The following is a 20,687-nucleotide window of genomic DNA, read 5'->3' as shown; positions in this document are numbered from 1 at the left end:
GGGTTTGCGGTTGCAGATCCCCGGCTCCCATTCAACTACTGTGCCGTCAGGCCATCAAGTGCCTGGTTCAGCGCCAGCACATTCACCACCGGCTCTCCCATGAAACCGAGCTCGCGGCCCTGGACGTTCTGATCGACCAACTGACGGATGCGGGTTTCATCGATACCACGCGCCTTGGCGACGCGCGGCACCTGGAAGTAAGCGCCTTCCGGCGAGACGTGAGGATCCAGGCCGCTGCCCGAGGTGGTAACGAGGTCCATCGGCACCGGAGTATTCGGATTGGTTGCCTGTAAGGCGGCCAGATCCGTCTTGATACGATCGATCAATTTCGGATTTGTCGGTCCAAGATTGGATCCACTGGACGCAGCAGCATTGTACCCGTCACCCGCAGCAGACGGCCTGCCATGGAAGTACTTGTCGGCGGCAAAGGCCTGGCCGATCAGCTCGGAACCTATGACAGTACCGTTCTTCTCGATGAGGCTGCCATTGGCCTGCCGCGGGAACAGAACCTGAGCAATGCCGGTCATGCCCAAAGGATAGATAAGGCCGGTTATGACCGTAAATGCAATTATCATGATAATCGCGGGTTTGAGTTGTTTTAACATTGGAATAATCCTTTACGCCAAGCCGAGGCTTGTGATGACCATATCGATAGCTTTGATGCCGACGAAGGGGACAATGACGCCGCCGAGGCCATAGATGAGAAGGTTGCGCCTCAACAGCGCGCCTGCACCGACAGCCCGGTATTTGACGCCCTTCAGCGACAACGGGATCAGCGCGACGATGATGAGCGCGTTGAAGATGATCGCTGACAGGATGGCGCTCTGGGGTGTCTGCAGCCCCATGATATTGAGTGCGCCGAGCTGCGGATAGAACGCCAGGAACATCGCCGGGATAATGGCGAAGTACTTGGCGATATCATTGGCAATCGAGAAGGTCGTCAACGCACCGCGCGTCATCAGCAACTGCTTGCCGATACCGACGATCTCGATCAGCTTGGTAGGATCGCTGTCCAGATCGACCATGTTGCCGGCCTCGCGGGCTGCAACAGTACCGGTGTTCATGGCGACGCCCACATCTGCTTGGGCGAGTGCCGGAGCATCATTGGTACCGTCACCGCACATGGCGACAAGCTTGCCCTTCGACTGCTCGTCTCTGATCAGCGTGAGCTTGTTCTCGGGGGTTGCCTGGGCGAGGAAGTCGTCGACGCCGGCTTCCGCCGCAATGGCGGCAGCGGTAAGCGGGTTGTCGCCGGTGATCATCACTGTGCGGATGCCCATGCGGCGTAGTTCAGCGAAACGTTCGCGAATGCCGCCCTTGACGATATCCTTCAAGTATATGATGCCGAGCAGCTTGCCATCGCGGACAACTGCAAGCGGTGTGCCACCGCCCTTGGCGATCTGGTCGGCGATAGCTTGCAGATCACGAATCGTCTCGGCCGTGGCCCGTGTCGCAACAGTCGTTCCACCAGCTCCGGGCGTCGCAAGTGACATCTGATTGGCATAGGTCAGAACAGCGTCGACAGCGCCCTTGCGGATCGATGATCCATCGATATCGACACCGCTCATGCGGCTCTGTGCGGTGAAGGGCACGAAGGTCGCATGCAGCGTCTGCATATCCCGGGCCCGTATGCCGTATTTTTCCTTGGCCAGAACCACGATCGAGCGGCCCTCGGGAGTCTCATCCGCCAGCGAAGCAAGCTGTGCGGCATCCGCAAGTTCCTGTTCCGATACGCCCTTGACGGGCAAGAACTCGGTCGCCTGACGATTACCGAAGGTGATCGTGCCGGTCTTGTCGAGGAGCAGCGTATCGACGTCACCCGCAGCTTCGACGGCACGCCCGGACATTGCCAGCACGTTGAACTGAATAAGACGGTCCATGCCGGCAATACCGATCGCCGAAAGCAATGCGCCGATCGTTGTCGGGATCAGCGTCACGAACAGGGCAACCAGGACGACGACCGGAATGGCGCCGCCCGCATAGGAGGCAAAGCTCGGAATTGTCGCCGTGGCAAGAACGAAGATCAGCGTCATGCCTGCGAGGAGGATGTTGAGCGCGATTTCATTTGGTGTCTTCTGGCGCTCGGCACCTTCGACGAGTGCGATCATCCGGTCGATGAAGGTCGAACCGGCCGCCGCTGTGATGCGGACGCGGAGCCAGTCGGACAGAACCTGCGTTCCGCCGGTCACAGCAGAACGGTCACCACCGGACTCGCGAATGACCGGGGCGGACTCGCCAGTGATTGCCGATTCATTGACCGAAGCGATACCTTCGACAACCTCGCCGTCAGACGGGATGATGTCACCGGCATCGACAAGGACGATATCGCCAACCTTCAGGCTTGCACCAGGCACCAGCTTGAAATTGCTGCGGTCATCGCCCGAAAGGAGTTTCGCCTGGGTTTCGGTCCGGGCCTTGCGCAACGAATCTGCCTGGGCCTTGCCGCGTCCCTCGGCCACCGCTTCGGCGAAGTTGGCAAAGAGCACGGTAAACCACAGCCAGATGATGATCTGGAAGGAGAAACCGAGGCTCTGTCCGCCTGTTGCAATGTCCTTGACGAACAGCACGGTCGTCAGGGCTGAAACCACGGCGACGACGAACATAACGGGGTTCCGGATGAGGCTGCGCGGGTTGAGCTTTTTGAAAGCACCCCCGATGGCAGGTATCAAAATGGATGAGTCCATAAGACTCGCTGATTTGGACTGGCTCATTTGAGACTCCAGTTGTGAAGGTGAATAAACCCGTATGCGGCGAGCCAGACGAACAACATCATCAGCGTCATGCCGAGAATGATGTCGGAAGCGCGCGCACGCTTTTTTGCTCCCCGCGCCAAATTTCCGGCGCGAGGCTTGAGGTTGAATTGCAGGTAACTGTGACGCATGACGGGACCCATCAGAATGTCTGCCCGAGGCCGATGGCGAGGTGCTCGACGATCGGTCCAACGGCCAGCGCCGGGAAGAAGGTGAGACCGCCGACAATCAGGATGACACCGACGAGCAGACCAACGAACAGGCCGCCGTGGGTCGGAAAGGTGCCTGCGGATTCCGGAACGGTTTTCTTGGCAACCAGCGAACCGGCGATCGCTAGTGCAGGGATGATGACGAAGAACCGCCCCATCCACATCCCGATACCGAGCGTAATGTTGTACCAGGCCGTATTGCCCGTCAGACCGCCAAAGGCCGAACCGTTGTTCGCCGCTGCGGAGGTATAGGCGTACAGTATCTCCGAGAAGCCATGCGGACCGGCGTTCGCAATGGAAGCGACTGCCGACGGCAGTACCGAGGCTATTGCCGTAAAGCCGAGCATTGCTAACGGCAGTACCAGAACGGCCAGCATGGCCATCTTGACTTCCTTGGCCTCGATCTTCTTGCCAAGATATTCCGGCGTACGGCCAACCATCAGGCCAGCCACGAAGACTGCAATGATGACGTAAAGCAGGATGCCATAAAGACCGGCACCGACGCCGCCGACAATCACCTCTCCCAGCATCATGTTGATGAGGGGTATCATGCCACTGATGGCCATGAAGCTGTCATGCATCGCATTGACCGCACCGCAGGAGGCGGCCGTTGTGACAACCGCAAACAATGCGGACAAGGCTATGCCGAAGCGTGTCTCCTTGCCTTCCATGTTGCCGCCGTCGATCCCGAGCGCATGGACGAGCGGATTACCGGCAGCCTCACCCCAGTAGCAGACGATTACACCCGCCAGGAACATGACGCCCATGGCAGCAAAGATCGCCCAGCCCTGGCGCTGGTTACCAGCCATGCGGCCGAACACGTTGGTCAATGCCGCGCCGATCGCAAAGATCGTGACCATCTGGATGAGGTTCGAGATGGCATCGGGATTTTCGAAAGGATGCGCCGAATTCACGTTGAAGAAGCCGCCGCCATTGGTGCCGAGCATCTTGATCGCAAGCTGCGAAGCAACCGGCCCGACGGCGATCGTTTGCTTGGCGCCTTCCAGCGTCGTCGCATCAACATAGGTTCCGAGCGTCTGCGGAACGCCAAGATAGACGTAGACCAACGTCAGCACGATGCAGATCGGCAGGAGAATATAGAGCGTGCATCTGGTCAGATCGACCCAGAAATTGCCGATCGACCGGCCGGAAGCTCTGGTGAAACCCCGGATCAACGCAACCGCGATGGCAATACCCGTAGCCGCCGAGACGAAGTTCTGAACTGTAAAGCCCGCCATCTGCACGAGATACGACATGGTGCTTTCGCCGCCGTAATTCTGCCAGTTCGTATTGGTTACGAAGCTGACAGCCGTATTGAACGCGAGCCCGGGCTCCGTTGCGCCCATCGCGGCAGGGTTATAAGGAAGTGCTCCCTGGAACCGCTGCAGGAAATAGAGAACGATAAAGCCGGCCAAGCTGAAGAACAGCAGCGCCGCTGTATACGTCGTCCAATGCTGTTCTTCCTGTTCGCTGGTTCCGGCTATGCGGTAGAGACCTCGCTCCACGGGAACGAAGATGGGCGAAAGGAATGTGCGATCGCCGTTGAAGACGCGCGTCATGTAGCCGCCGAGCGGTTTCACGAGCAAAATGATGATCCCGCAGAAGACGAGGATCTGTATCCAACCGTTGAGAGTCATGGTGTAGCTTTCCGGGCCTTGGCCGGTAATGCGCTGGAGACCGTTTGAGAATTCAGCTTGTCGAGAGAGCCGGTGCGGTTTTCGAGAACCGGAGCGCAGTGGACATTTTCGTCCATGAGCACCGGAAGCGCAGAAAATCGCGTCGGATGCCCGTCAAGCTGGAATAATCAACGGCCTCTCAGAAGCGCTCCGGACGAACGAGGGCGTAGGTGAGGTAGGCGAGGAGAAACAAGGTCACAGCGCCGCCGAGAATATAGTCGATAGTCATTTGCCGTTCCCTCCAGTCACAGATTATCGCAGGCTTTGGTGTAAGCCAGCGAGAGGACTAAGAACAAAATACCTATCGCGAGAACAACAATGTCCATCGATAGAACTCCTTATTGATTGCATAAATGGTCCAATCAGATGGGGCGTGGGCAACACTGCCAAGCTCGCTGATCGCGGCAGAATATGGCTCGAAACACCATAAAAGTTCGAGACGGGACACAGCGAGAAGAAATAAAAAAACTATAAGGATTTGAAATCTACTAAGGCCTGAATCGATGGTTCCGTGCTGGTCAGGGCAAGAGTTTCATCAGAGAGGCAAGAGCTGCCATAAAGACAAGCATCCCGAGCGCAAGCGGAATGAGCGATCTGATGGATCTTATATCTTCCGCCGGACCGCCTTGTTCTTTAACCTCGGCTTCAGACCGTTCTGAAGCCGCATTTCGTGACATTTCGCGCATCAGCTTGCCGCCAGCCAGCTGCTCAGCAGGATGACGGCCACGCCCGCAAGGATGACCAACCAAAGGCGCAGGAAAACACCGAGTTCCTCCCGGTAGCCTGCGGAGGTGATTTCAGAGTCTTGGATTTTATGCGGGGGCAAGGTGACCCGCTGTGCATGGTGCATATGCTGGGCTGCATAATAGATTCCTGAACGCGGAAGCATCGTATTCATCCTTCTGATTGCCGTGGTTTGACGGTCGGACAAATCCACAGCGCGAGGATAGAAGGGGATGAATATTTTTTCGATTGGACTGCAAGGGCAAAGATATAAAAACGGCGTAGTGAGCAAACGACGAAACGAACACGCCAGTTTGCCGCAGCGCTCGCGGCAACTTTGTTTATTTTCGTGCGTTGCACAACTCCAGGGTCTCCATTCAAGGGTCAGCCATGAAAACTGCATTTCTCATCATCGGTGCGTTGCTGGTGCTCGCACTGCTCGCGGCGGCCGGCGTCTACTTCTATTCGCGGGAGTCCGCGACAATTCCCGTTGAACAGGGATACGGCCCCGACCCGACCTTGCCTCCGCCCAATCCCAAACCCATCACCACGGTCAACATCGCCGAGGCTTCCTCTTGGCCGGAAGGCAAAACGCCGACAGTTGCTCTGGGGATGAAAGTCAACGTCTTCGCCAAGGACCTTGACCATCCGCGCTGGCTGCATGTCCTGCCCAATGGCGATGTGCTGGTAGCCGAAACCAATGCGCCCGCGCGGCAGAACCAGTCCTTCAGCATCCGTAGTTGGGTCGAAGGCCTCGTTATGGGCAGGGCCGGTGCGGGGGTGACAAGCCCGAACCGCATCACGCTGCTGCGCGACGCCGACAATGACGGCGTGGCCGAGATAAAGGAGACGTTTCTTGAGAACCTGAATTCGCCCTTTGGGATGGCCCTTTCTGGCGGCAAGCTCTACGTCGCCAATACCGATGCGATCGTCGCTTATCCCTATGGCGATGGCGAGACGAAAATAACCGCGGCGCCCGAAAAGATCGCGAACCTCCCAGGCGGCCCGATCAATCACCACTGGACGAAAGATGTGATCGCCAGCGCCGACGGGACAAAGCTCTATGCAACGGTCGGATCGAACAGCAATGTGGGCGAGAACGGCATCGACGCGGAAGCCAACCGGGCCGCCGTCCTCGAGATAGATCTGAACACGAAAAAAACTAGGCTATTTGCCTGGGGTCTGCGAAACCCGAACGGACTATCCTGGAATCCCAACAGTGGCGCACTCTGGGTCGCGGTCAATGAGCGCGACGAGATCGGCAGCGATCTTGTCCCGGACTATATGACATCGGTCAAGGATGGCGGGTTTTATGGCTGGCCATACAGCTACTACGGCCAGAACGTCGATGTGCGGGTCAGCCCGCAAAACCCGGAGCTTGTCGCCTCGGCCATCAAGCCAGACTATGCACTCGGTCCACATACCGCTTCGCTGGGTTTGACCTTCTATACCGGTTCCCTGTTTGGCCCTGAATACAAAAACGGCGCGTTTGTCGGCCAGCATGGCTCGTGGAACCGCCAGCCCCGCAGCGGATACAAGGTCATCTTCGTTCCTTTCAGTAACGGCAAGCCGAATGGACCCCCACAAGATGTACTGACGGGTTTCGTCGATGGCGATAAGGCCCTCGGCCGTCCCGTGGGCGTTGCGGTCGACAAGGCCGGCGCTCTTCTGGTGGCGGACGATGTTGGCAACACCATATGGCGCGTCACACCCTCCGCACCGTGAATCCGGAACCTATTGTACGCTCGTCGGTTAGAGCCGAAACGGGAGTGCAATCATGGCTGAGTATTCATGGCTTCTGATACTGATTGGTGGACCCTTCATATTGGGCCTGTTGCTGGCACTCGGAATGAGACAGCGCCGTTTGAGCCGTTATGAACGGGAAGCTCGCGATCAGGCCACAGACCGCATCTATCGCGAAGAGTAGTACCAGTTAGTGGATCGAGAGAAACCTCCTTATTTCCGCCAGATCGCGGACGAATTCGCGCGTTTCGATATCTGCTTTATCCCTGTCGCGTATTCTCAGAATGTATGAGGGATGTATGGTGACCAGCACCGGCGGCAGTCCGTCGGGATGAAATATTCTTCGTCGGTCCTTCGTTATGCGAACCGCGTTGCCGACCAGACAGTTGGCAGCCGTAGCTCCCAACGCAACGACTATTTTCGGCTTGATTAGCTCTAGCTCGCCTCTCAGCCACCACGAGCAAATCCGGATTTCGCCGGCATTCGGCTTGGAGTGCAGCCGGCGTTTGCCGCGCGGCTCGAATTTGAAATGCTTGACGGTATTGGTGACATAACAGCTGTCGCGCTCGATACCCGCTTCGACCAGGGCTTTATCGAGCACAATACCGGCCGGACCCACAAATGGATGGCCGGCAAGATCCTCCTTGTCACCCGGCTGTTCGCCGACGAGGACGGTTTCCGCATCTCTCGAACCCTCGCCGAACACCGTCTGGGTGGCGTTTTTATAAAGATCGCACCGCTTGCAGTGCTCTGCCTCGGATCTGAGTTCGCTCAAGGAATTTGCGGTGAAGCGTTCGCCCTCCAAAATCTTGTCCATAACGATCCATCCGGCCTATCTGCGAATGATTTCATGAAACTCGTCGCGTTGGCCTGGCACATCCTCCGCAACCACGAGGCCGAGGCCTTCCTGATCGAACAGGGCGAACCATTCATCCCATTCTACGAGACGCGGTCTGCCGAAATCATCAGGACGGTCCGCGCCCTCGTGATCATCATCCTCATAGGCATGTTGACCGAACTGGATGGAGATTACAGGCTCATTGCTGCCAATCAGCTCTTCCGCGTCGCGAATGGCAGGTATGCCAGATCGCGCCGCAGCCCAGTCTCGTATCTCCTGATGATCCGTGAGCAATCTGGTCTCTGTCATGGGGGTATTTCTCCTATGCTTTTTTAACGCGTCAAAAGTACCGGGGTTCCGTGAAGAATAGACTCGGTATGGTTCGTTCACTTTTTCATTCGCCGGGAACATTTTGCTTCCTTGCGGCTTAAAACTCAACGAAGCTCCGGTCAGTCAATTGCAAAGAGGAATAGACCATGGATAGCGGCATCACGATCAAACCATATTCTCACCCCGTGACCGTACGATTTCACAATGTCGTAATAGCTTCGACGGAACGGGCATTGGAATTACTGGAACCCGGACACAATCCAGTTCTCTATATCCCCTTCGACGATATCTATTTCGCCCATCTCGAAAAGACCGAAACCAGCACGAAATGCCCTTGGAAGGGCAACGCCTCCTACTGGCGGGTCACAGGTCAGGGCGAGTCGGCCAGCGATGCCATGTGGGCTTATGAAGACCCCATACCGGACGTCGCTGCAATCCGGGATCATGCAGCATTCGATCCAAAGAAAGTAACATTCGAGTGAACGATCATTGGAGGTTTCAAAATGGCCGGCAAGCCAAAAGAGAAATGGTCAAAGGATGTCACCGAGAATAGTGACGCGCTCGACCTTGAAGCCCATGTTTTCGAACAGCACGACCCGCACAAGATCGCTATCTCGCTGAAGCGGTCGGCAGAGCAGTCGGAACGACGCAAATCAAGCCCTTACCGGTCCGCGATGTCGATGCTGACGTTCTATATCAACCGTGCAGGCCACAATTTGCCCGACAAACAAAAGAATGTATTGGAGCGCGCCAAGGACGAACTGAGGAAGGAATTCGGCCGCACCTGAAGGGCCGTCCAGAGACTTTATTGCTTCTATGTCTACTGGCGGACATACAATTGCACTTGTCCGCAAACGGCGTACTGTTTTGTTTGACTATAGCAGAAGGGTACTCGGATGGGCCAACGACTGGACCACAAATTGGAATGCGCAAACTGTGGTACAATCTATCTGGACATACCGGCAGACGTAGATTCAAACTCGCCGATACACTGTAGTTCCTGCGGCAATTTTCTTGGCTCATGGGGCGATCTAGAGACCGATTTTGCCCGCCAAGGTGGGCAACACGGTGTTTTCCGCATGGAAAAAGGGATGATTACCCGGCTCGACGAACCTGCACAAGTTCTTCACGGTGCAGCCAACGAAAACGCACCCAAGCCCCTGAAACCCGATGAGGTAGGCTAGAGCGCCTTGAGTTTCGTGCCGCCCTCCTCAATAGCCGCCAACCACGGGCAGAATCTCCCCAGTGATGTAGCTTGAACAGTGGGACGACGCCAGGAATACATAGGCGGGAGCCAGCTCCTCAGGCTGGGCGGGTCGCTTCATCGGGGTATCCGAACCAAATTTCGAGACGTTTTCGGCCTCTTTGTCGGCTGGATTGAGCGGCGTCCAGACGGGACCGGGTGCAACAGCGTTGACGCGGATACCACGAGGGAGCAGGTTTCCAGATAGCGCCCGGGTAAAGGCATGGATGCCACCCTTGGTCATGGAATAATCGATGAGATTCTTGCTGCCCCTCAATCCGGTAACGGAGCCGGTGTTAACGATCGCCGATCCGGGTTTCATCTTGCGGGCCGCCGCCTGAGCAAGAAAGAAATAACCGTAAAGATTGGTCTTGATCGTTTCGTCAAAGTGCTCCTCGGTCAAATCCTCGAAATCGTCTGTGTGCAGCTGGAATGCTGCATTGTTAACGAGGACGTCGATTTTACCGAAGGCTTTGATCGTCTGTTCGACCGCGTCCTGGCAAAACTCTTGCTTGCGGACGTCCCCCGCGATGACGAGACAACGTCTTCCTTCCTTCTCGACCAGTTTCTTTGTTTTGTCCGCATCACGCTCTTCGTCGAGATGCACGATCACCACATTGGCACCTTCACGCGCATAGAGAACCGCCACCGCTCGTCCTATGCCGGAATCGCCACCCGTGATCAATGCGACTTTGCCATCAAGTTTCTTCGAACCCTCGTAATAGGGCGCATCGTACATCGGTGCCGGCACAAGCTTGGCCTCGATGCCGGGTTTCCTTAAATGCTGCTTCGGAAATGGCGGAACCGGATAGGCGCGGGCACCTGTTTGCGGCGCTTTCTTACTTGCAGAGCTGCCCTCACGTTTATCGATCTTATCAATCTTGGCTTGAATTTCACGGTGCCGTTTCGCAGTCTTGTCTCCTGCCAGTTCATGCCGTGAAAGATTTGCCTGTGTCATCTGAGTCTCCCTCGTCGCATCTGATGCTAACCCTCAAGCACCCGAATTGTTCCTGCCGCAATGGAGGAACTATCTGCTTTGATCTGGCGTTTTCGACCAACAGCACAACCGAGGGACGACAGATGGCCAAACAACCGACGATTGCCCGCATTTGGCGTGGCCGAACCCGGCCGGAACACGCTGATGAATACGAGGCGTATAATTACGAAGCCGGCATCAAGCCGCTTATCGAAAAGGCGCTCGGGGTGCAGACCTTACGGGAGGACCGGGAGGACGAGACCGAATTCATGACGATCTCTTATTGGGAGGACGTGGAGTCGATGGCACACTTCACCGGAGGCGACCCCAACAGCATCCATCATCTCGCCCGGGATAGTGAATTCCTGATCGAGCTGCCTACCCACGTACAGGTTCTCGAAATCCGTTCGGCTCACGGCCTGACTGGATTTGGCAAGTTCGTTGCAGACTTCCGATGAGAATTTTCGCCTTCGGCACTTTAAAGAAAGGTTTCCCGCTGCATGCCCACGGCCTGAATGATGCCGTGTTTCTTGGAAATTGCCGCACGGTCGAGCGGTTTCCCATGCTCATTGCCGGATCCTGGTTCACTCCGATGATGCTGGATTTGCCAGGCACCGGTTTTCGCGTTAAAGGCGAACTTTACGACATTGCCGAAAGCCAATTACCTCTGCTCGACGCACTCGAATCCATTGGCTTGCCAGGCAATTTTCGCAAGTCGATCAAAATCTGCGATGAAGACGGCAATCTCGCAGGCTGGGCGTTTGCATTCCTCAAATCGCCGGATCTCGCCATCCCGGTTCATTCCGGCTACCTGGATGAATATCTGGATGGAAGGTTCATCCCTCCATGGGAACGACAGAAATAGAGAAAAGCCCGCCACTGGATGACGGGCTTTCTGGATCATTTTTCTTTTGGGACGGAGCGTTTTGCAGATAGTCAGGCAGCCGCTGCCCGGTTGAGTGAACCTTCGGCCAGTTTCGACAGCGCGGCGTCGGTGGCGATTTCCTCCTGCAAGGTTGCTCCCAGCAGTTTCTTCGCGTCGGGCATATTCAAATCCCCGGCCCAGCGCGCCAAGGTTCCGTATCGCGCGATCTCATAATGTTCAACGGCTTGAGCTGCGGATGCCAGTCCCGCATCCAGAGCGGGTTGATCCTTGAATTCGTCCAGGATTTCCTCGCCTTCGGCGATAATACCCTCTATGGCCTCGCAGGTCTTGCCCTGTGCACGCTTGCCGAAAATTTCGAAAACCTGTTGCAGACGCTCGACATGAACCTCCGTCTCGTCCCGATGCTTCTCGAACGCAGCCTTCAATTGCGGAGATGCCGCGCCCTTGGCCATTTTCGGCAGGGCTTTTAAAATCTTGCGCTCGGCGTAGTAGATATCCTTCAGGGTTTCATGAAAGAGTTTGTCCAGTGTCTTCTCGGCCATTGTACGACTCCCATTCGTTTGGCGGTTTCGCGATTAACGCAATCTGACGTTGCGCAAGTAATCGACCGCGGGAGTAACGAAGGTGCTGGACAATGGTTCCTTGGTCTGACTGGAAAGATAACCCTGTTGCCTGAAATAAATTAGCCGAATGAATATCCTGCGCCGCGCACCGTGCGAATGGGATCGATGGAGCGGCCAATATTGATGGCCTTGCGCAAGCGCCCGACATGCACGTCGACGGTGCGGTCATCCACATAGATGTCGGCGCCCCAGACATTGTCGAGCAGCTGACCGCGCGAGAAGACACGGCCGGGAGATTGCATCAGGAATTCCAGGAGACGGAATTCCGTCGGACCGAGTTTGAGTTCGCGTTCCTTGCGGTAGACGCGATGTTGCTCGCGGTCGAGCTTGAGGTCGCCAAAGCTCAACACATGCGACAGAAGGCTCGGATTGACCCGCCGCAGCATGGATTTGATGCGTGCAAGCAGCTCCGGCGTCGAGAACGGCTTGACCATGTAGTCGTCCGCGCCGGTTGCAAGGCCGCGCACCCGCTCGCTTTCCTCGCCGCGTGCTGTCAGCATGATGATCGGCAGGATTTCCGTTTCGCGCCTGGCTCTCAGCCGCCGGCAGAGTTCGATACCGGAAAGGCCCGGCAGCATCCAGTCCAGGATCAACAGATCCGGCACTTTCTCCCGCAAAGCTATTTCCGCTTCGTCGCCGCGCGCGATCGTCTCGACTGCATAGCCTTCAGCTTCAAGATTGTACCTGAGGAGGACGCTCAAGGCTTCCTCGTCTTCCACAACGGTGATTTTGGGAGCTATAGCCATTTTCTACCTTTGAAAACTAGGATGCGAGAGGTTCGTCCACCACGATGGTGTGGGATTGGTCTTCCTTCGGGCGCTCTGCCGGAAGCTGCGTTCCCGTCACAATATAATAAACTGTCTCTGCTATATTCGTCGCATGATCGCCGATGCGTTCGATATTCTTTGCACAGAAAAGTAGATGCGTGCAGGCAGAGATATTGCGCGGATCTTCCATCATGTAGGTCAGAAGTTCGCGGAACAATGAGGTATAGAGCGCATCGATCTCGTCGTCGCGCTCGCGCACGATATTGACCTGCGCGACCGAACGTGTGGCGTAGGCGTCGAGAACGTCCTTGAGCTGTGTCAAGGCCAGTTCGGCGATCGTCTGCAACCCGCGATAGACCGAAAGTGTCTGCCTTGTATCGGTAACCGCAACCACCCGCTTGGCAATGTTCTTGCCGAGATCGCCGATGCGTTCCAGATCCGATGAAATGCGGATCGTGCCGATGACTTCACGCAGGTCGATCGCCATGGGCTGGCGCTTGCCGATGATGGTAATCGCCTTTTCGTCGATCTCGCGCTGCCCGGCATCGAGGATCAAATCATCCGAGATCACCCGCTGTGCCAACGCATTGTCCGAATTGACCATGGCAGCGACGGCCTGTTCAACCATGCGCTCCGCATGCCCGCCCATCTCGGCGATCTTGTGCGTCAGGAATTTCAGTTCTTCGTCGTAGGAACGGACGGTGTGCTGTGCTGTCTGTTCGGTCATGATATCAACCTCTTTCCCATGATCAGCCGAAGCGTCCGGTGATGTAGTCTTGCGTGCGCTTTTCCGTCGGGCTGGTGAACATCATTTCCGTATCACCTACCTCGACAAGATTGCCCAGATGGAACATCGCCGTACGCTGCGATACGCGTGCCGCTTGCTGCATCGAGTGCGTCACGATGACGATCGTATAATTCTCGCGCAATTCGTCGATCAGTTCCTCCACCTTGGCGGTGGCGATGGGATCGAGCGCCGAGCAAGGCTCATCCATCAGGATGACTTCCGGGCTGACAGCGATGGCGCGCGCAATGCACAGGCGCTGCTGCTGGCCGCCGGAAAGACCTGTGCCCGCTTCGTGCAGGCGATCCTTCACCTCTTCGAACAGGCTGGCTCGGCGCAGGCTCTTCTCGACGATTTCATCGAGTTGCTGGCGGTTCTTGGCAAGACCATGAATACGCGGGCCATAAGCCACGTTCTCGAAGATCGACTTCGGGAAGGGGTTGGGCTTCTGGAATACCATGCCGACCCGGGCTCTGAGTTCCACAACGTCGATCTTCGGATTGTAGATGTCCTCATCATCGAGCGTAAGAAGGCCGCCAACCTTACAGCCTTCGATCGTGTCGTTCATGCGGTTCAGGCTGCGCAGGAAAGTGGACTTGCCGCAGCCAGAGGGGCCGATCAGTGCCGTTACCATCTTCTCCGGCACATCGAGGCTGACACCGAACAGGGCTTGCTTGTCACCATAGTGGACGGTGACGTCCTTGCCCTGCATCTTGATCGCATTTCCCTGGGCGCTCATTTTGTCGTTTACCGCTTTTTCGAGATTTCGTTCCGTCATCAGGTTCATAATTAGAGCCTTTCCCGACCCGTTACCACCGCCGCTCGAAGCGGCGACGCAGAATGATAGCTGTGATGTTCATGACCGCGAGGAAAATCAACAACACGATGATAGCGCCAGATGTACGCTCGACAAAGGCGCGCTCCGCCTCGTTGGCCCACATGTAGATCTGCACTGGCAGCGCCGTGGAGGGATCGAGCGGCGTTACCGGACTGTTGGCGACGAAAGCGACCATGCCGATCAGAAGCAGTGGCGCCGTTTCACCGAGCGCATGCGCAAGACCGATGATCGTGCCGGTCAGGATGCCGGGGGCGGCCAGTGGCAGGACGTGGTGGAAAACCATCTGGGTCTTCGACGCTCCGACGCCCAGAGCCGCCGCGCGGATCGACGGTGGAACTGCCCGCAGCGCTGCGCGTGTCGCGATGATAATCGTCGGCAAGGTCATCAGCGTCAGCACCATGCCGCCGACCAGCGAAGCCGAGCGCGGCATGTGGAAGAAGTTGATGAAGACGGCCAATCCGAGTAGGCCGAACACGATCGACGGAACAGCCGCGAGATTATTGATGTTAACCTCGATGATGTCCGTCAGCCGGCTCTTCTTGGCGTATTCCTCAAGATAGATGGACGCTGCGACACCAATTGGCAACGAGAGACACAGGACGATCAGCATCATGTAAAGCGAGCCGATGAGAGCAACGCCGAGACCGGATGTCTCTGGGCGGCTCGACGCGCCATAGGTGAAAAGGCCGGTATTGAAGCGCTGGGACATCGCGCCCTCACCCTTCAGCTTGTTCATCCACCCGACCTGCTGGTCTGAAACCTTGCGGCGGGTCTGATCGACAGTGAGATCGATCTGGCCCTTGAAGGCAGAATCGATATCCGCACCGGTCAGCACCCAGACATTTTGCGTGGTGCCAATAAGCGAAGGATTGGCGACGACGAGGTCGCGCAATTGTCCGCGCACGCCTTCTGAAAACAGCTTGCCGAGTTCACGCATCGCAGGCTTGTTCGTCGCTGGCACGCCCAGTTTTTCCGCCAGTGCATTGCGCGCCAGGATCGGATAATTGGCTGTCAGCAAAACGTTCGGATCAGTCGCACGCTTGTTGTCGGGATCGATGATCTTCGGGTCGAGATTGATCGCAAGATTGACCTCGGTCTGCCAGAAGGCCGTGTAACCGTTGGAAAACACCGAATACATCAAGGCGACCAGGAAGAAGAGACCGATGGCAATCGCGGCGATACCGTAGAGCTTGAAACGGCGTTCGGCGGCATAACGGCGCTTCAGCCCAATGTCACGGCGCGCCGGACGTGCAGATGCTGGTGCAGCGGGATTGAGGGCTATGTCGGTCATTCGTACTGCTCCCGATACTTACGCACGATGTAGAGCGCAAAGATGTTCATCGCCAGAGTGATGAAAAAGAGGGTGAGGCCCAAGGCGAACGCCACCAGCGTTTGCGGTGAGTTGAATTCCAGATCGCCCGTCAGCTGATTGACAATCTTGACGGTGATCGTGGTCATCGCTTCGAAAGGGTTGATGTTGAGGTTGGCGGCAACGCCGGCAGCCAGCACAACGATCATGGTTTCGCCGATGGCGCGCGACGCGGTCAAAAGCAGCGCGCCAACGATGCCCGGCAATGCGGCCGGAAGAACCACGCGGCGGATTGTTTCCGACTTCGTCGAACCGAGACCCAGCGATCCATCGCGCAGCGAACCAGGAACCGCGGTGATGATGTCATCGGAAAGCGACGAGACGAAGGGGATCAGCATGACGCCCATGACGATGCCTGCAGTCAAAACGCTCTGCGCCTGGATAAAGGCATACCCACCGGAAAGCGCCGCGCTGAGATCGCGCAGGAACGGACCGACTGTAACGAGCGCGAAGAAGCCATAGACGATCGTCGGTATACCGGCGAGAACCTCAAGGAGCGGCTTGACGACGGAACGCACGCTGCGGCTGGCATATTCCGCCATGTAGATAGCGGCAAAAAGGCCGACCGGCACAGCGAACAGCATAGCCACGAACGCTATATAAAGCGTGCCGGCGAGCAGAGGGATCAGGCCGAATTGCCCTTGCGAACCACCGGAACCCGCCGCTGCAAAGCGCGGATCCCAGACCGTGCCGAAGAAGAACGTCGAAGGCGATACCGATTGGAAGAAGGTAATCGTCTGGAACAGCATCGAGAGGATGATGCCGATGGTGGTGAGAATGGCGATACCCGACGCCGCGATGAGCGCTCCAAGTATAACACGTTCCACATTGTTGCGGGCCCGCGCCCGGACATGGACGCCGGAGAGGCCGAAGACCGCGCCGGCAAGTGCCAGCACTATCGCGACAATTCCTCCAATCCGGCTTGCCCAGGCGGTGTTCCTGTTCCACTCGGTGGCGATGGGAATCATATAGTCCTGACCCTCGGTCGCAAGCGCCACACCCTTGCTGGCGAGAAGCGGCTGCAACTCTGCAAAGGTTTGCGGAAGATTGGCCCGTTCTGCATCGCTAAGCCTGTCCAGGCCGCGAGCAATCCCGCTGACCATGCCTAGCTCAAGGCTTTGGCTGGCAATGACAGTGTCGGCTGTGCGCGTTGGCAGCTCGGCAATGGCTGACCGCTCCAGGTAAACCCCTGTCCCGGCGGCCCAAACCGCGACAAAAAGGATAGCCGGGAGCGCAGAAGCCAGGAAAACCCACCATCCATGATAATGCGGCAGGGAATGCGGCTTGACGTTTCCGCCCTCTTTGCTGACAGCGCGCTGGCGACCGATGAAGTATCCTGCCGCGGCAATCGCTATGACAATCACAAGCACCATTAAAGTGGACATCTAGGATCTTCCCCGTCCCGCAAAATTCACGTCAATTAAAAAGATAAACGGGCAGCCGAAGCCGCCCGTTTACGTAAGCCGAAGCTTACTTCATTGTTGTGCCGGCAGCAAATGCATCGCGCTGGGCTTTGCGTTCTGCATCCGGGGCAGCAACTAGGCCGTACTCGACGAGCGGGCTGTCCGGGCCGATCATCTGATCGTTAAGGAAGAAGTCGACATATTCCTTCAGACCAGGAATGACACCGAGATGGGCCTTCTTGACGTAGAAGAACAGCGGGCGCGAAACCGGATATTTGCCGGAAGAAATGGTTTCCGTGCTCGGAACAACACCTTCAACCGTAGCAACCTTCAGCTTGTCGGCATTGTTTTCGTAGAATGCGAGGCCGAATACGCCAACGCCGGTCTTGTTGGCATCGATACGAGCCAGCGTTTCCGGATAATCGCCATCGATATCGATTGCCTTGCCATCCTTGCGGATCTTGACGCAGGCAGCGGCAGCGGCCTTTTCGTCAAGGCCGAGTTTCTTGATCGCATCGGCAGCCCCTGTAGCCTTGCAGCCACCGGTCATCAGCTTCTCTTCGAAAACTTCGCGCGTGCCGTGCTTTTCGCCAGGAATGTAAGCGGCGATATCCCAGTCCGGGAGGGCTGGGTTCACCTGGTTCCACTTGGTGTTTGGATTGTCGACGAGCTTGCCGTCAACAACGATCTGGGCGGCAAGCGCAGTGTAAATGTCCTTCGGTACCAAAGCCCAATCTGGACCCTTGATGTCGGTGGCGAAAACGATGCCATCGTAGCCGATGCGGATTTCCTCGACGTCCTTGACGCCTGCATCGGCGCAAGACTTCAATTCACTTTCCTTGATTGGGCGGGATGAATTGGCAATGTCGACCGTGTCTTCGCCAACGCCCTTGCAGAATTCCTTGATGCCTGCGCCGGAGCCACCGGATTCAACGACTGGCGTCTTGAAATTAGGATATGTTTCACCAAAGGTCTCGGCAACGATCTTGGCGTATGGCAGGACCGTCGAAGAGCCCGACACCTGGACCTGGTCGCGTGCAGACGCTGCAACCGTGGACGCGCCTACGGCGATCGCAAGCACTGCGGCTGTAGTTAGAAGCTTGTTCATCGTTTTACTCCCGTTAGAAATCTGTTGAAGTAAGCGCTGTCTACAGAAGGTTTATAACAGTCATGTGACAGATATATTACAGTTTGGTCACAAGGGGAGGGTCGCGGAAATACGCGCCTTAACGAATTGAAATTGTTCAATTAAATGAATTGTAAGCCGGCTGTGCCCATCGCACCCGAGGGCGATGACCGTCAAAGATTCAACGATTTCAATAACATCCTTCGGGAGAATTGCGACAGCTTTTACGACCGCAAGCGACGAAAGCCGCTTTGCACAGCTGCGTCATCTCTGCGCTAGTGCAAAAGGCGGTCAGGACTCTAATTCTCGCGCCCATGCGGACGGCGCGAGACAGGCGTATCCGCTGCAGCAACCTCACGCCACTTCAGCTCATTTCAACGTGGGCTTGCCTATCAACACACCCGCGCGCTGCGCGGCAATGACGAATGCTTGCCTCGCCTTTGCTGGTGGCATCCAGCCTTCGAGGGCATCCCGGCACATTCGCGTTGCACGCCGGTATTCGACCCCATCCTGCTGTGGCCATTGGTTCTTCAAACACTCCAATGCCTCCCACGCCGAAGAGACGAGGCGAAGCCCCATGGCACCGAGGCTGATGAGTACTGGAGATGAGAAAGACTTGTCGTTCATGACCCGCTGCCTCCCGTTTTGTACGAAACAGCGATATTCGCGTAGCTTGAATTCGAAATCATAGTTGTACTCCATCGAGAATTACGAACTATGTTTCCTCCTGTTCCCCGGTCTTTTTATTTGGACTTCTAGGATGAGCGATGATCTCAGATTTGCATTTACCCTGCAATACCCCAATTCGGACGATACACCTATTTCAATCGTTCCATAGTCCCGCCGGATTACCGATTCTCGCCTTGTTCTTGTTCCGGCTTGCCAAAACGGGTCAGATCAAGTGACCCGAGGAGAGACACATGACAAAGCAGAGCGCCGGCATTCTCATGTATCGCGCGAACGGCAACGATCATGAGGTATTGCTGGTGCATCCCGGCGGCCCCTTCTGGCGCAACAAGGATCTCTCAGCCTGGTCTATTCCGAAAGGCGAGTATAGCGAAGGCGATGATCCGGAACTGACCGCGCGACGCGAATTTGCCGAGGAGACAGGCATGATTCTTGATGGAGAACTCCAGTCTCTGGGCTCCATCCGCCAAGCGGGCGGCAAGGTTGTGACCGGATTTGCGCTCGAAGGCGATTTCGACGTGGCCGGGCTCGTCAGCAATACCTTTGAAATCGAATGGCCGCCTCGAACCGGCCGCAAGGAAATCTTCCCGGAAGTCGACCGCGCGGAGTGGTTTTCATTCGATGATGCGCACCGCAAAATCATAACGGGCCAGCGCCCGCTCCTTGACCGCCTTCGGGAAATGCTTGCGCCCCGAATTGATTAGCTGGATTTCCAAGCCTTCCCTTCCGCATCGAGCGCGGCGAATTCCTCGTTGGAAAGTTCGATTGCCGCGGCTGCGATGTTTTCCTCCAGATGCGCTGCCCTGGATGTACCCGGGATCGGCAGCATCACGGGACTGCGCTTCAGGACCCAGGCCAGCGCGATCTGGCTCGGACCGGCCCCGTGCGCCGAAGCCATCTTGTCGAGGAGAGATCCAGGCTTGGCCAGATCGCCCGCTGCAAGCGGGAACCACGGAATGAAACCGATATTGTTTTCGCTGCAGTAGTCGAGCACGTCCTCGCTGGTTCGATCGACAAGATTATAGCGGTTCTGGACCGTCGCCACTTTAAAATGCTTCGATGCAGCCTTGATATCAGCCACCGACACCTCGCTAAGGCCGGCATGACGGATGACGCCATCATCAAGGAGCTTTCTTACCGCCGAAAACTGCTCGTCTCCCGGCACCTTCGGATCGATCCGGTGCAATTGCCACAGCCCGATCTGTTCCACACCAAGCCTGCGGCAACTCGTATAAGCCTGCTGGATCAAATATTCCGGTCTCCCGAGCGGGGTCCACAGGTTCGGGCCGGTACGCGCAAGCCCGGCTTTCGTTGCGATCAACATACCGCGATAAGGATGCAACGCTTCCCTGATCAACTCCTCGGAGACATTGGGACCGTAGGAATCGGCAGTGTCGATGAAATTGACGCCGAGTTCGGGAAGGCGCTTCAATGTCCGGATCGCTTCCGCACGATCGGCCGGTTCGCCCCATATCCCTGGACCCGTAATTCGCATGGCGCCGAAGCCTAGGCGATTGATCTCGATGTCTCCGCCAATTCTGAATGTGCCCGAAAGCGCTGCATTGGATTTGGACATGTCCCATCCTTTCGCTTGGTTGATTGATCGTGAGATAGGCTACATTAAACTCCGCGGCCATTCGTTCGACAAATCACTGAAGATTTACTTTGGCCATTGATCGGGATTTTGACTGGAACAAAATCTTCGGCGGTTCATTT

General features: G+C 56.6%; 25 protein-coding genes. 7 read left to right on the top strand and 18 right to left on the bottom strand.

The genetic code is table 11. The annotated features are described in order from the left end of the window. Positions 1-35 precede the first annotated feature (35 nt). The 6 genes from kdpC to PHA01_RS15510 form a co-directional block, all read right to left on the bottom strand. On the bottom strand, positions 36-605 hold the full coding sequence (kdpC, locus tag PHA01_RS15535) for a potassium-transporting ATPase subunit KdpC (RefSeq protein ID WP_271896964.1): 570 nt from the start codon (positions 603-605) through the stop codon (positions 36-38). Between the two features lie 12 nt (positions 606-617). Next, positions 618-2,711 carry a potassium-transporting ATPase subunit KdpB gene (kdpB, locus tag PHA01_RS15530; RefSeq protein WP_271896961.1) on the bottom strand — a complete coding sequence of 698 codons (2,094 nt, stop codon included), beginning with the start codon at positions 2,709-2,711 and terminating at the stop codon, positions 618-620. Further along, the gene (locus tag PHA01_RS15525) at positions 2,708-2,881 is read right to left on the bottom strand and encodes a hypothetical protein (RefSeq protein WP_271896959.1); all 174 of its coding nucleotides are present in this window, start codon (positions 2,879-2,881) and stop codon (positions 2,708-2,710) included. Before PHA01_RS15525 ends, kdpB begins: the two co-directional genes overlap by 4 nt. A gap of 11 nt (positions 2,882-2,892) precedes the next feature. Then, positions 2,893-4,596, bottom strand: coding sequence for a potassium-transporting ATPase subunit KdpA (gene kdpA / locus PHA01_RS15520; protein ID WP_271896957.1), 1,704 nt, complete (start codon positions 4,594-4,596; stop codon positions 2,893-2,895). A gap of 178 nt (positions 4,597-4,774) precedes the next feature. Then, positions 4,775-4,864: a K(+)-transporting ATPase subunit F gene (locus PHA01_RS15515; RefSeq protein WP_100003438.1), complete on the bottom strand. Its 90-nt coding sequence runs from the start codon at positions 4,862-4,864 to the stop codon at positions 4,775-4,777. A gap of 456 nt (positions 4,865-5,320) precedes the next feature. Further along, the gene (locus tag PHA01_RS15510) at positions 5,321-5,761 is read right to left on the bottom strand and encodes a hypothetical protein (protein WP_271896952.1); all 441 of its coding nucleotides are present in this window, start codon (positions 5,759-5,761) and stop codon (positions 5,321-5,323) included. On the opposite strand from PHA01_RS15510, the gene PHA01_RS15505 reads away from it, so the two are divergent. Both PHA01_RS15505 and PHA01_RS15500 read left to right on the top strand, forming a co-directional pair. Then, on the top strand, positions 5,749-7,083 hold the full coding sequence (locus PHA01_RS15505; RefSeq protein WP_271896950.1) for a PQQ-dependent sugar dehydrogenase: 1,335 nt from the start codon (positions 5,749-5,751) through the stop codon (positions 7,081-7,083). The two genes, PHA01_RS15510 and PHA01_RS15505, sit on opposite strands and share 13 nt — an antisense overlap. A gap of 52 nt (positions 7,084-7,135) precedes the next feature. Continuing rightward, a complete protein-coding gene (locus tag PHA01_RS15500) occupies positions 7,136-7,285 on the top strand; it encodes a hypothetical protein (protein ID WP_271896948.1) in 150 nt (49 codons plus the stop codon). A 6-nt stretch (positions 7,286-7,291) separates the two neighbouring features. Here the strand turns inward: PHA01_RS15500 and PHA01_RS15495 are convergent, their stop codons facing one another. Together PHA01_RS15495 and PHA01_RS15490 are read right to left on the bottom strand one after the other, a co-directional pair. After that, positions 7,292-7,918 carry a UdgX family uracil-DNA binding protein gene (locus PHA01_RS15495; protein ID WP_271896946.1) on the bottom strand — a complete coding sequence of 209 codons (627 nt, stop codon included), beginning with the start codon at positions 7,916-7,918 and terminating at the stop codon, positions 7,292-7,294. 15 nt (positions 7,919-7,933) lie between these two features. Beyond that, positions 7,934-8,248, bottom strand: a complete 315-nt coding sequence (locus PHA01_RS15490) for a hypothetical protein (RefSeq protein ID WP_271896944.1) — start codon at positions 8,246-8,248, stop codon at positions 7,934-7,936. Positions 8,249-8,415: 167 nt separating this feature from the next. Here PHA01_RS15490 and PHA01_RS15485 point away from each other — a divergent pair, with 167 nt between their 5' ends. Together PHA01_RS15485 and PHA01_RS15480 are read left to right on the top strand one after the other, a co-directional pair. Beyond that, on the top strand, positions 8,416-8,751 hold the full coding sequence (locus PHA01_RS15485; RefSeq protein WP_112523936.1) for a DUF427 domain-containing protein: 336 nt from the start codon (positions 8,416-8,418) through the stop codon (positions 8,749-8,751). A 21-nt stretch (positions 8,752-8,772) separates the two neighbouring features. Next, a complete protein-coding gene (locus PHA01_RS15480) occupies positions 8,773-9,057 on the top strand; it encodes a DUF3175 domain-containing protein (RefSeq protein ID WP_271896941.1) in 285 nt (94 codons plus the stop codon). A gap of 423 nt (positions 9,058-9,480) precedes the next feature. On the opposite strand, the gene PHA01_RS15475 is transcribed toward PHA01_RS15480, so the two are convergent. Beyond that, positions 9,481-10,470 (bottom strand): SDR family oxidoreductase, encoded by a 990-nt coding sequence (locus PHA01_RS15475; RefSeq protein ID WP_271896939.1) that lies wholly within the window; start codon positions 10,468-10,470, stop codon positions 9,481-9,483. Positions 10,471-10,592: 122 nt separating this feature from the next. Between PHA01_RS15475 and PHA01_RS15470 the strand changes: the two genes are divergently transcribed. Together PHA01_RS15470 and PHA01_RS15465 are read left to right on the top strand one after the other, a co-directional pair. Beyond that, on the top strand, positions 10,593-10,946 hold the full coding sequence (locus PHA01_RS15470; RefSeq protein ID WP_271896937.1) for an antibiotic biosynthesis monooxygenase family protein: 354 nt from the start codon (positions 10,593-10,595) through the stop codon (positions 10,944-10,946). Further along, positions 10,943-11,353 carry a gamma-glutamylcyclotransferase family protein gene (locus PHA01_RS15465; RefSeq protein ID WP_271896935.1) on the top strand — a complete coding sequence of 137 codons (411 nt, stop codon included), beginning with the start codon at positions 10,943-10,945 and terminating at the stop codon, positions 11,351-11,353. The genes PHA01_RS15470 and PHA01_RS15465 overlap by 4 nt, the downstream gene beginning before the upstream one ends. 71 nt (positions 11,354-11,424) lie before the next feature. Here PHA01_RS15465 and PHA01_RS15460 read toward each other — a convergent pair whose 3' ends face one another. The 8 genes from PHA01_RS15460 to PHA01_RS15425 all read right to left on the bottom strand — a co-directional run bounded on the left by PHA01_RS15460 (position 11,425) and on the right by PHA01_RS15425 (position 18,911). Then, entirely contained in the window at positions 11,425-11,916 is a 492-nt protein-coding gene (locus tag PHA01_RS15460) for a YciE/YciF ferroxidase family protein (protein WP_112523954.1), read from the bottom strand. Between the two features lie 140 nt (positions 11,917-12,056). Beyond that, positions 12,057-12,743: a phosphate regulon transcriptional regulator PhoB gene (gene phoB, locus PHA01_RS15455; RefSeq protein ID WP_162701772.1), complete on the bottom strand. Its 687-nt coding sequence runs from the start codon at positions 12,741-12,743 to the stop codon at positions 12,057-12,059. 16 nt (positions 12,744-12,759) lie between these two features. Continuing rightward, positions 12,760-13,491, bottom strand: coding sequence for a phosphate signaling complex protein PhoU (gene phoU, locus PHA01_RS15450; RefSeq protein WP_112523958.1), 732 nt, complete (start codon positions 13,489-13,491; stop codon positions 12,760-12,762). Between the two features lie 22 nt (positions 13,492-13,513). Then, a complete protein-coding gene (gene pstB / locus PHA01_RS15445; protein ID WP_245426403.1) occupies positions 13,514-14,287 on the bottom strand; it encodes a phosphate ABC transporter ATP-binding protein PstB in 774 nt (257 codons plus the stop codon). A 70-nt stretch (positions 14,288-14,357) separates the two neighbouring features. Then, positions 14,358-15,677, bottom strand: a complete 1,320-nt coding sequence (pstA, locus tag PHA01_RS15440) for a phosphate ABC transporter permease PstA (protein ID WP_271896932.1) — start codon at positions 15,675-15,677, stop codon at positions 14,358-14,360. Further along, a complete protein-coding gene (pstC, locus tag PHA01_RS15435) occupies positions 15,674-17,140 on the bottom strand; it encodes a phosphate ABC transporter permease subunit PstC (RefSeq protein ID WP_271896930.1) in 1,467 nt (488 codons plus the stop codon). Before pstC ends, pstA begins: the two co-directional genes overlap by 4 nt. Positions 17,141-17,225: 85 nt before the next feature. Then, entirely contained in the window at positions 17,226-18,266 is a 1,041-nt protein-coding gene (locus PHA01_RS15430; RefSeq protein WP_271896928.1) for a substrate-binding domain-containing protein, read from the bottom strand. A 387-nt stretch (positions 18,267-18,653) separates the two neighbouring features. Beyond that, on the bottom strand, positions 18,654-18,911 hold the full coding sequence (locus PHA01_RS15425; protein WP_112524224.1) for a DUF982 domain-containing protein: 258 nt from the start codon (positions 18,909-18,911) through the stop codon (positions 18,654-18,656). Between the two features lie 293 nt (positions 18,912-19,204). Between PHA01_RS15425 and PHA01_RS15420 the strand changes: the two genes are divergently transcribed. Continuing rightward, positions 19,205-19,675, top strand: coding sequence for an NUDIX hydrolase (locus PHA01_RS15420; RefSeq protein ID WP_271896926.1), 471 nt, complete (start codon positions 19,205-19,207; stop codon positions 19,673-19,675). Here the strand turns inward: PHA01_RS15420 and PHA01_RS15415 are convergent. Beyond that, positions 19,672-20,547: an aldo/keto reductase gene (locus tag PHA01_RS15415; RefSeq protein ID WP_271896924.1), complete on the bottom strand. Its 876-nt coding sequence runs from the start codon at positions 20,545-20,547 to the stop codon at positions 19,672-19,674. The genes PHA01_RS15420 and PHA01_RS15415 overlap by 4 nt on opposite strands. Positions 20,548-20,687: the final 140 nt, after the last annotated feature.

This window comes from Candidatus Phyllobacterium onerii, from assembly GCF_028331445.1.
Classification (GTDB): domain Bacteria; phylum Pseudomonadota; class Alphaproteobacteria; order Rhizobiales; family Rhizobiaceae; genus Phyllobacterium; species Phyllobacterium onerii.
Note: the sequence above shows the minus strand (reverse complement) of the source record. Positions and strands in the feature narration are given on the sequence as shown.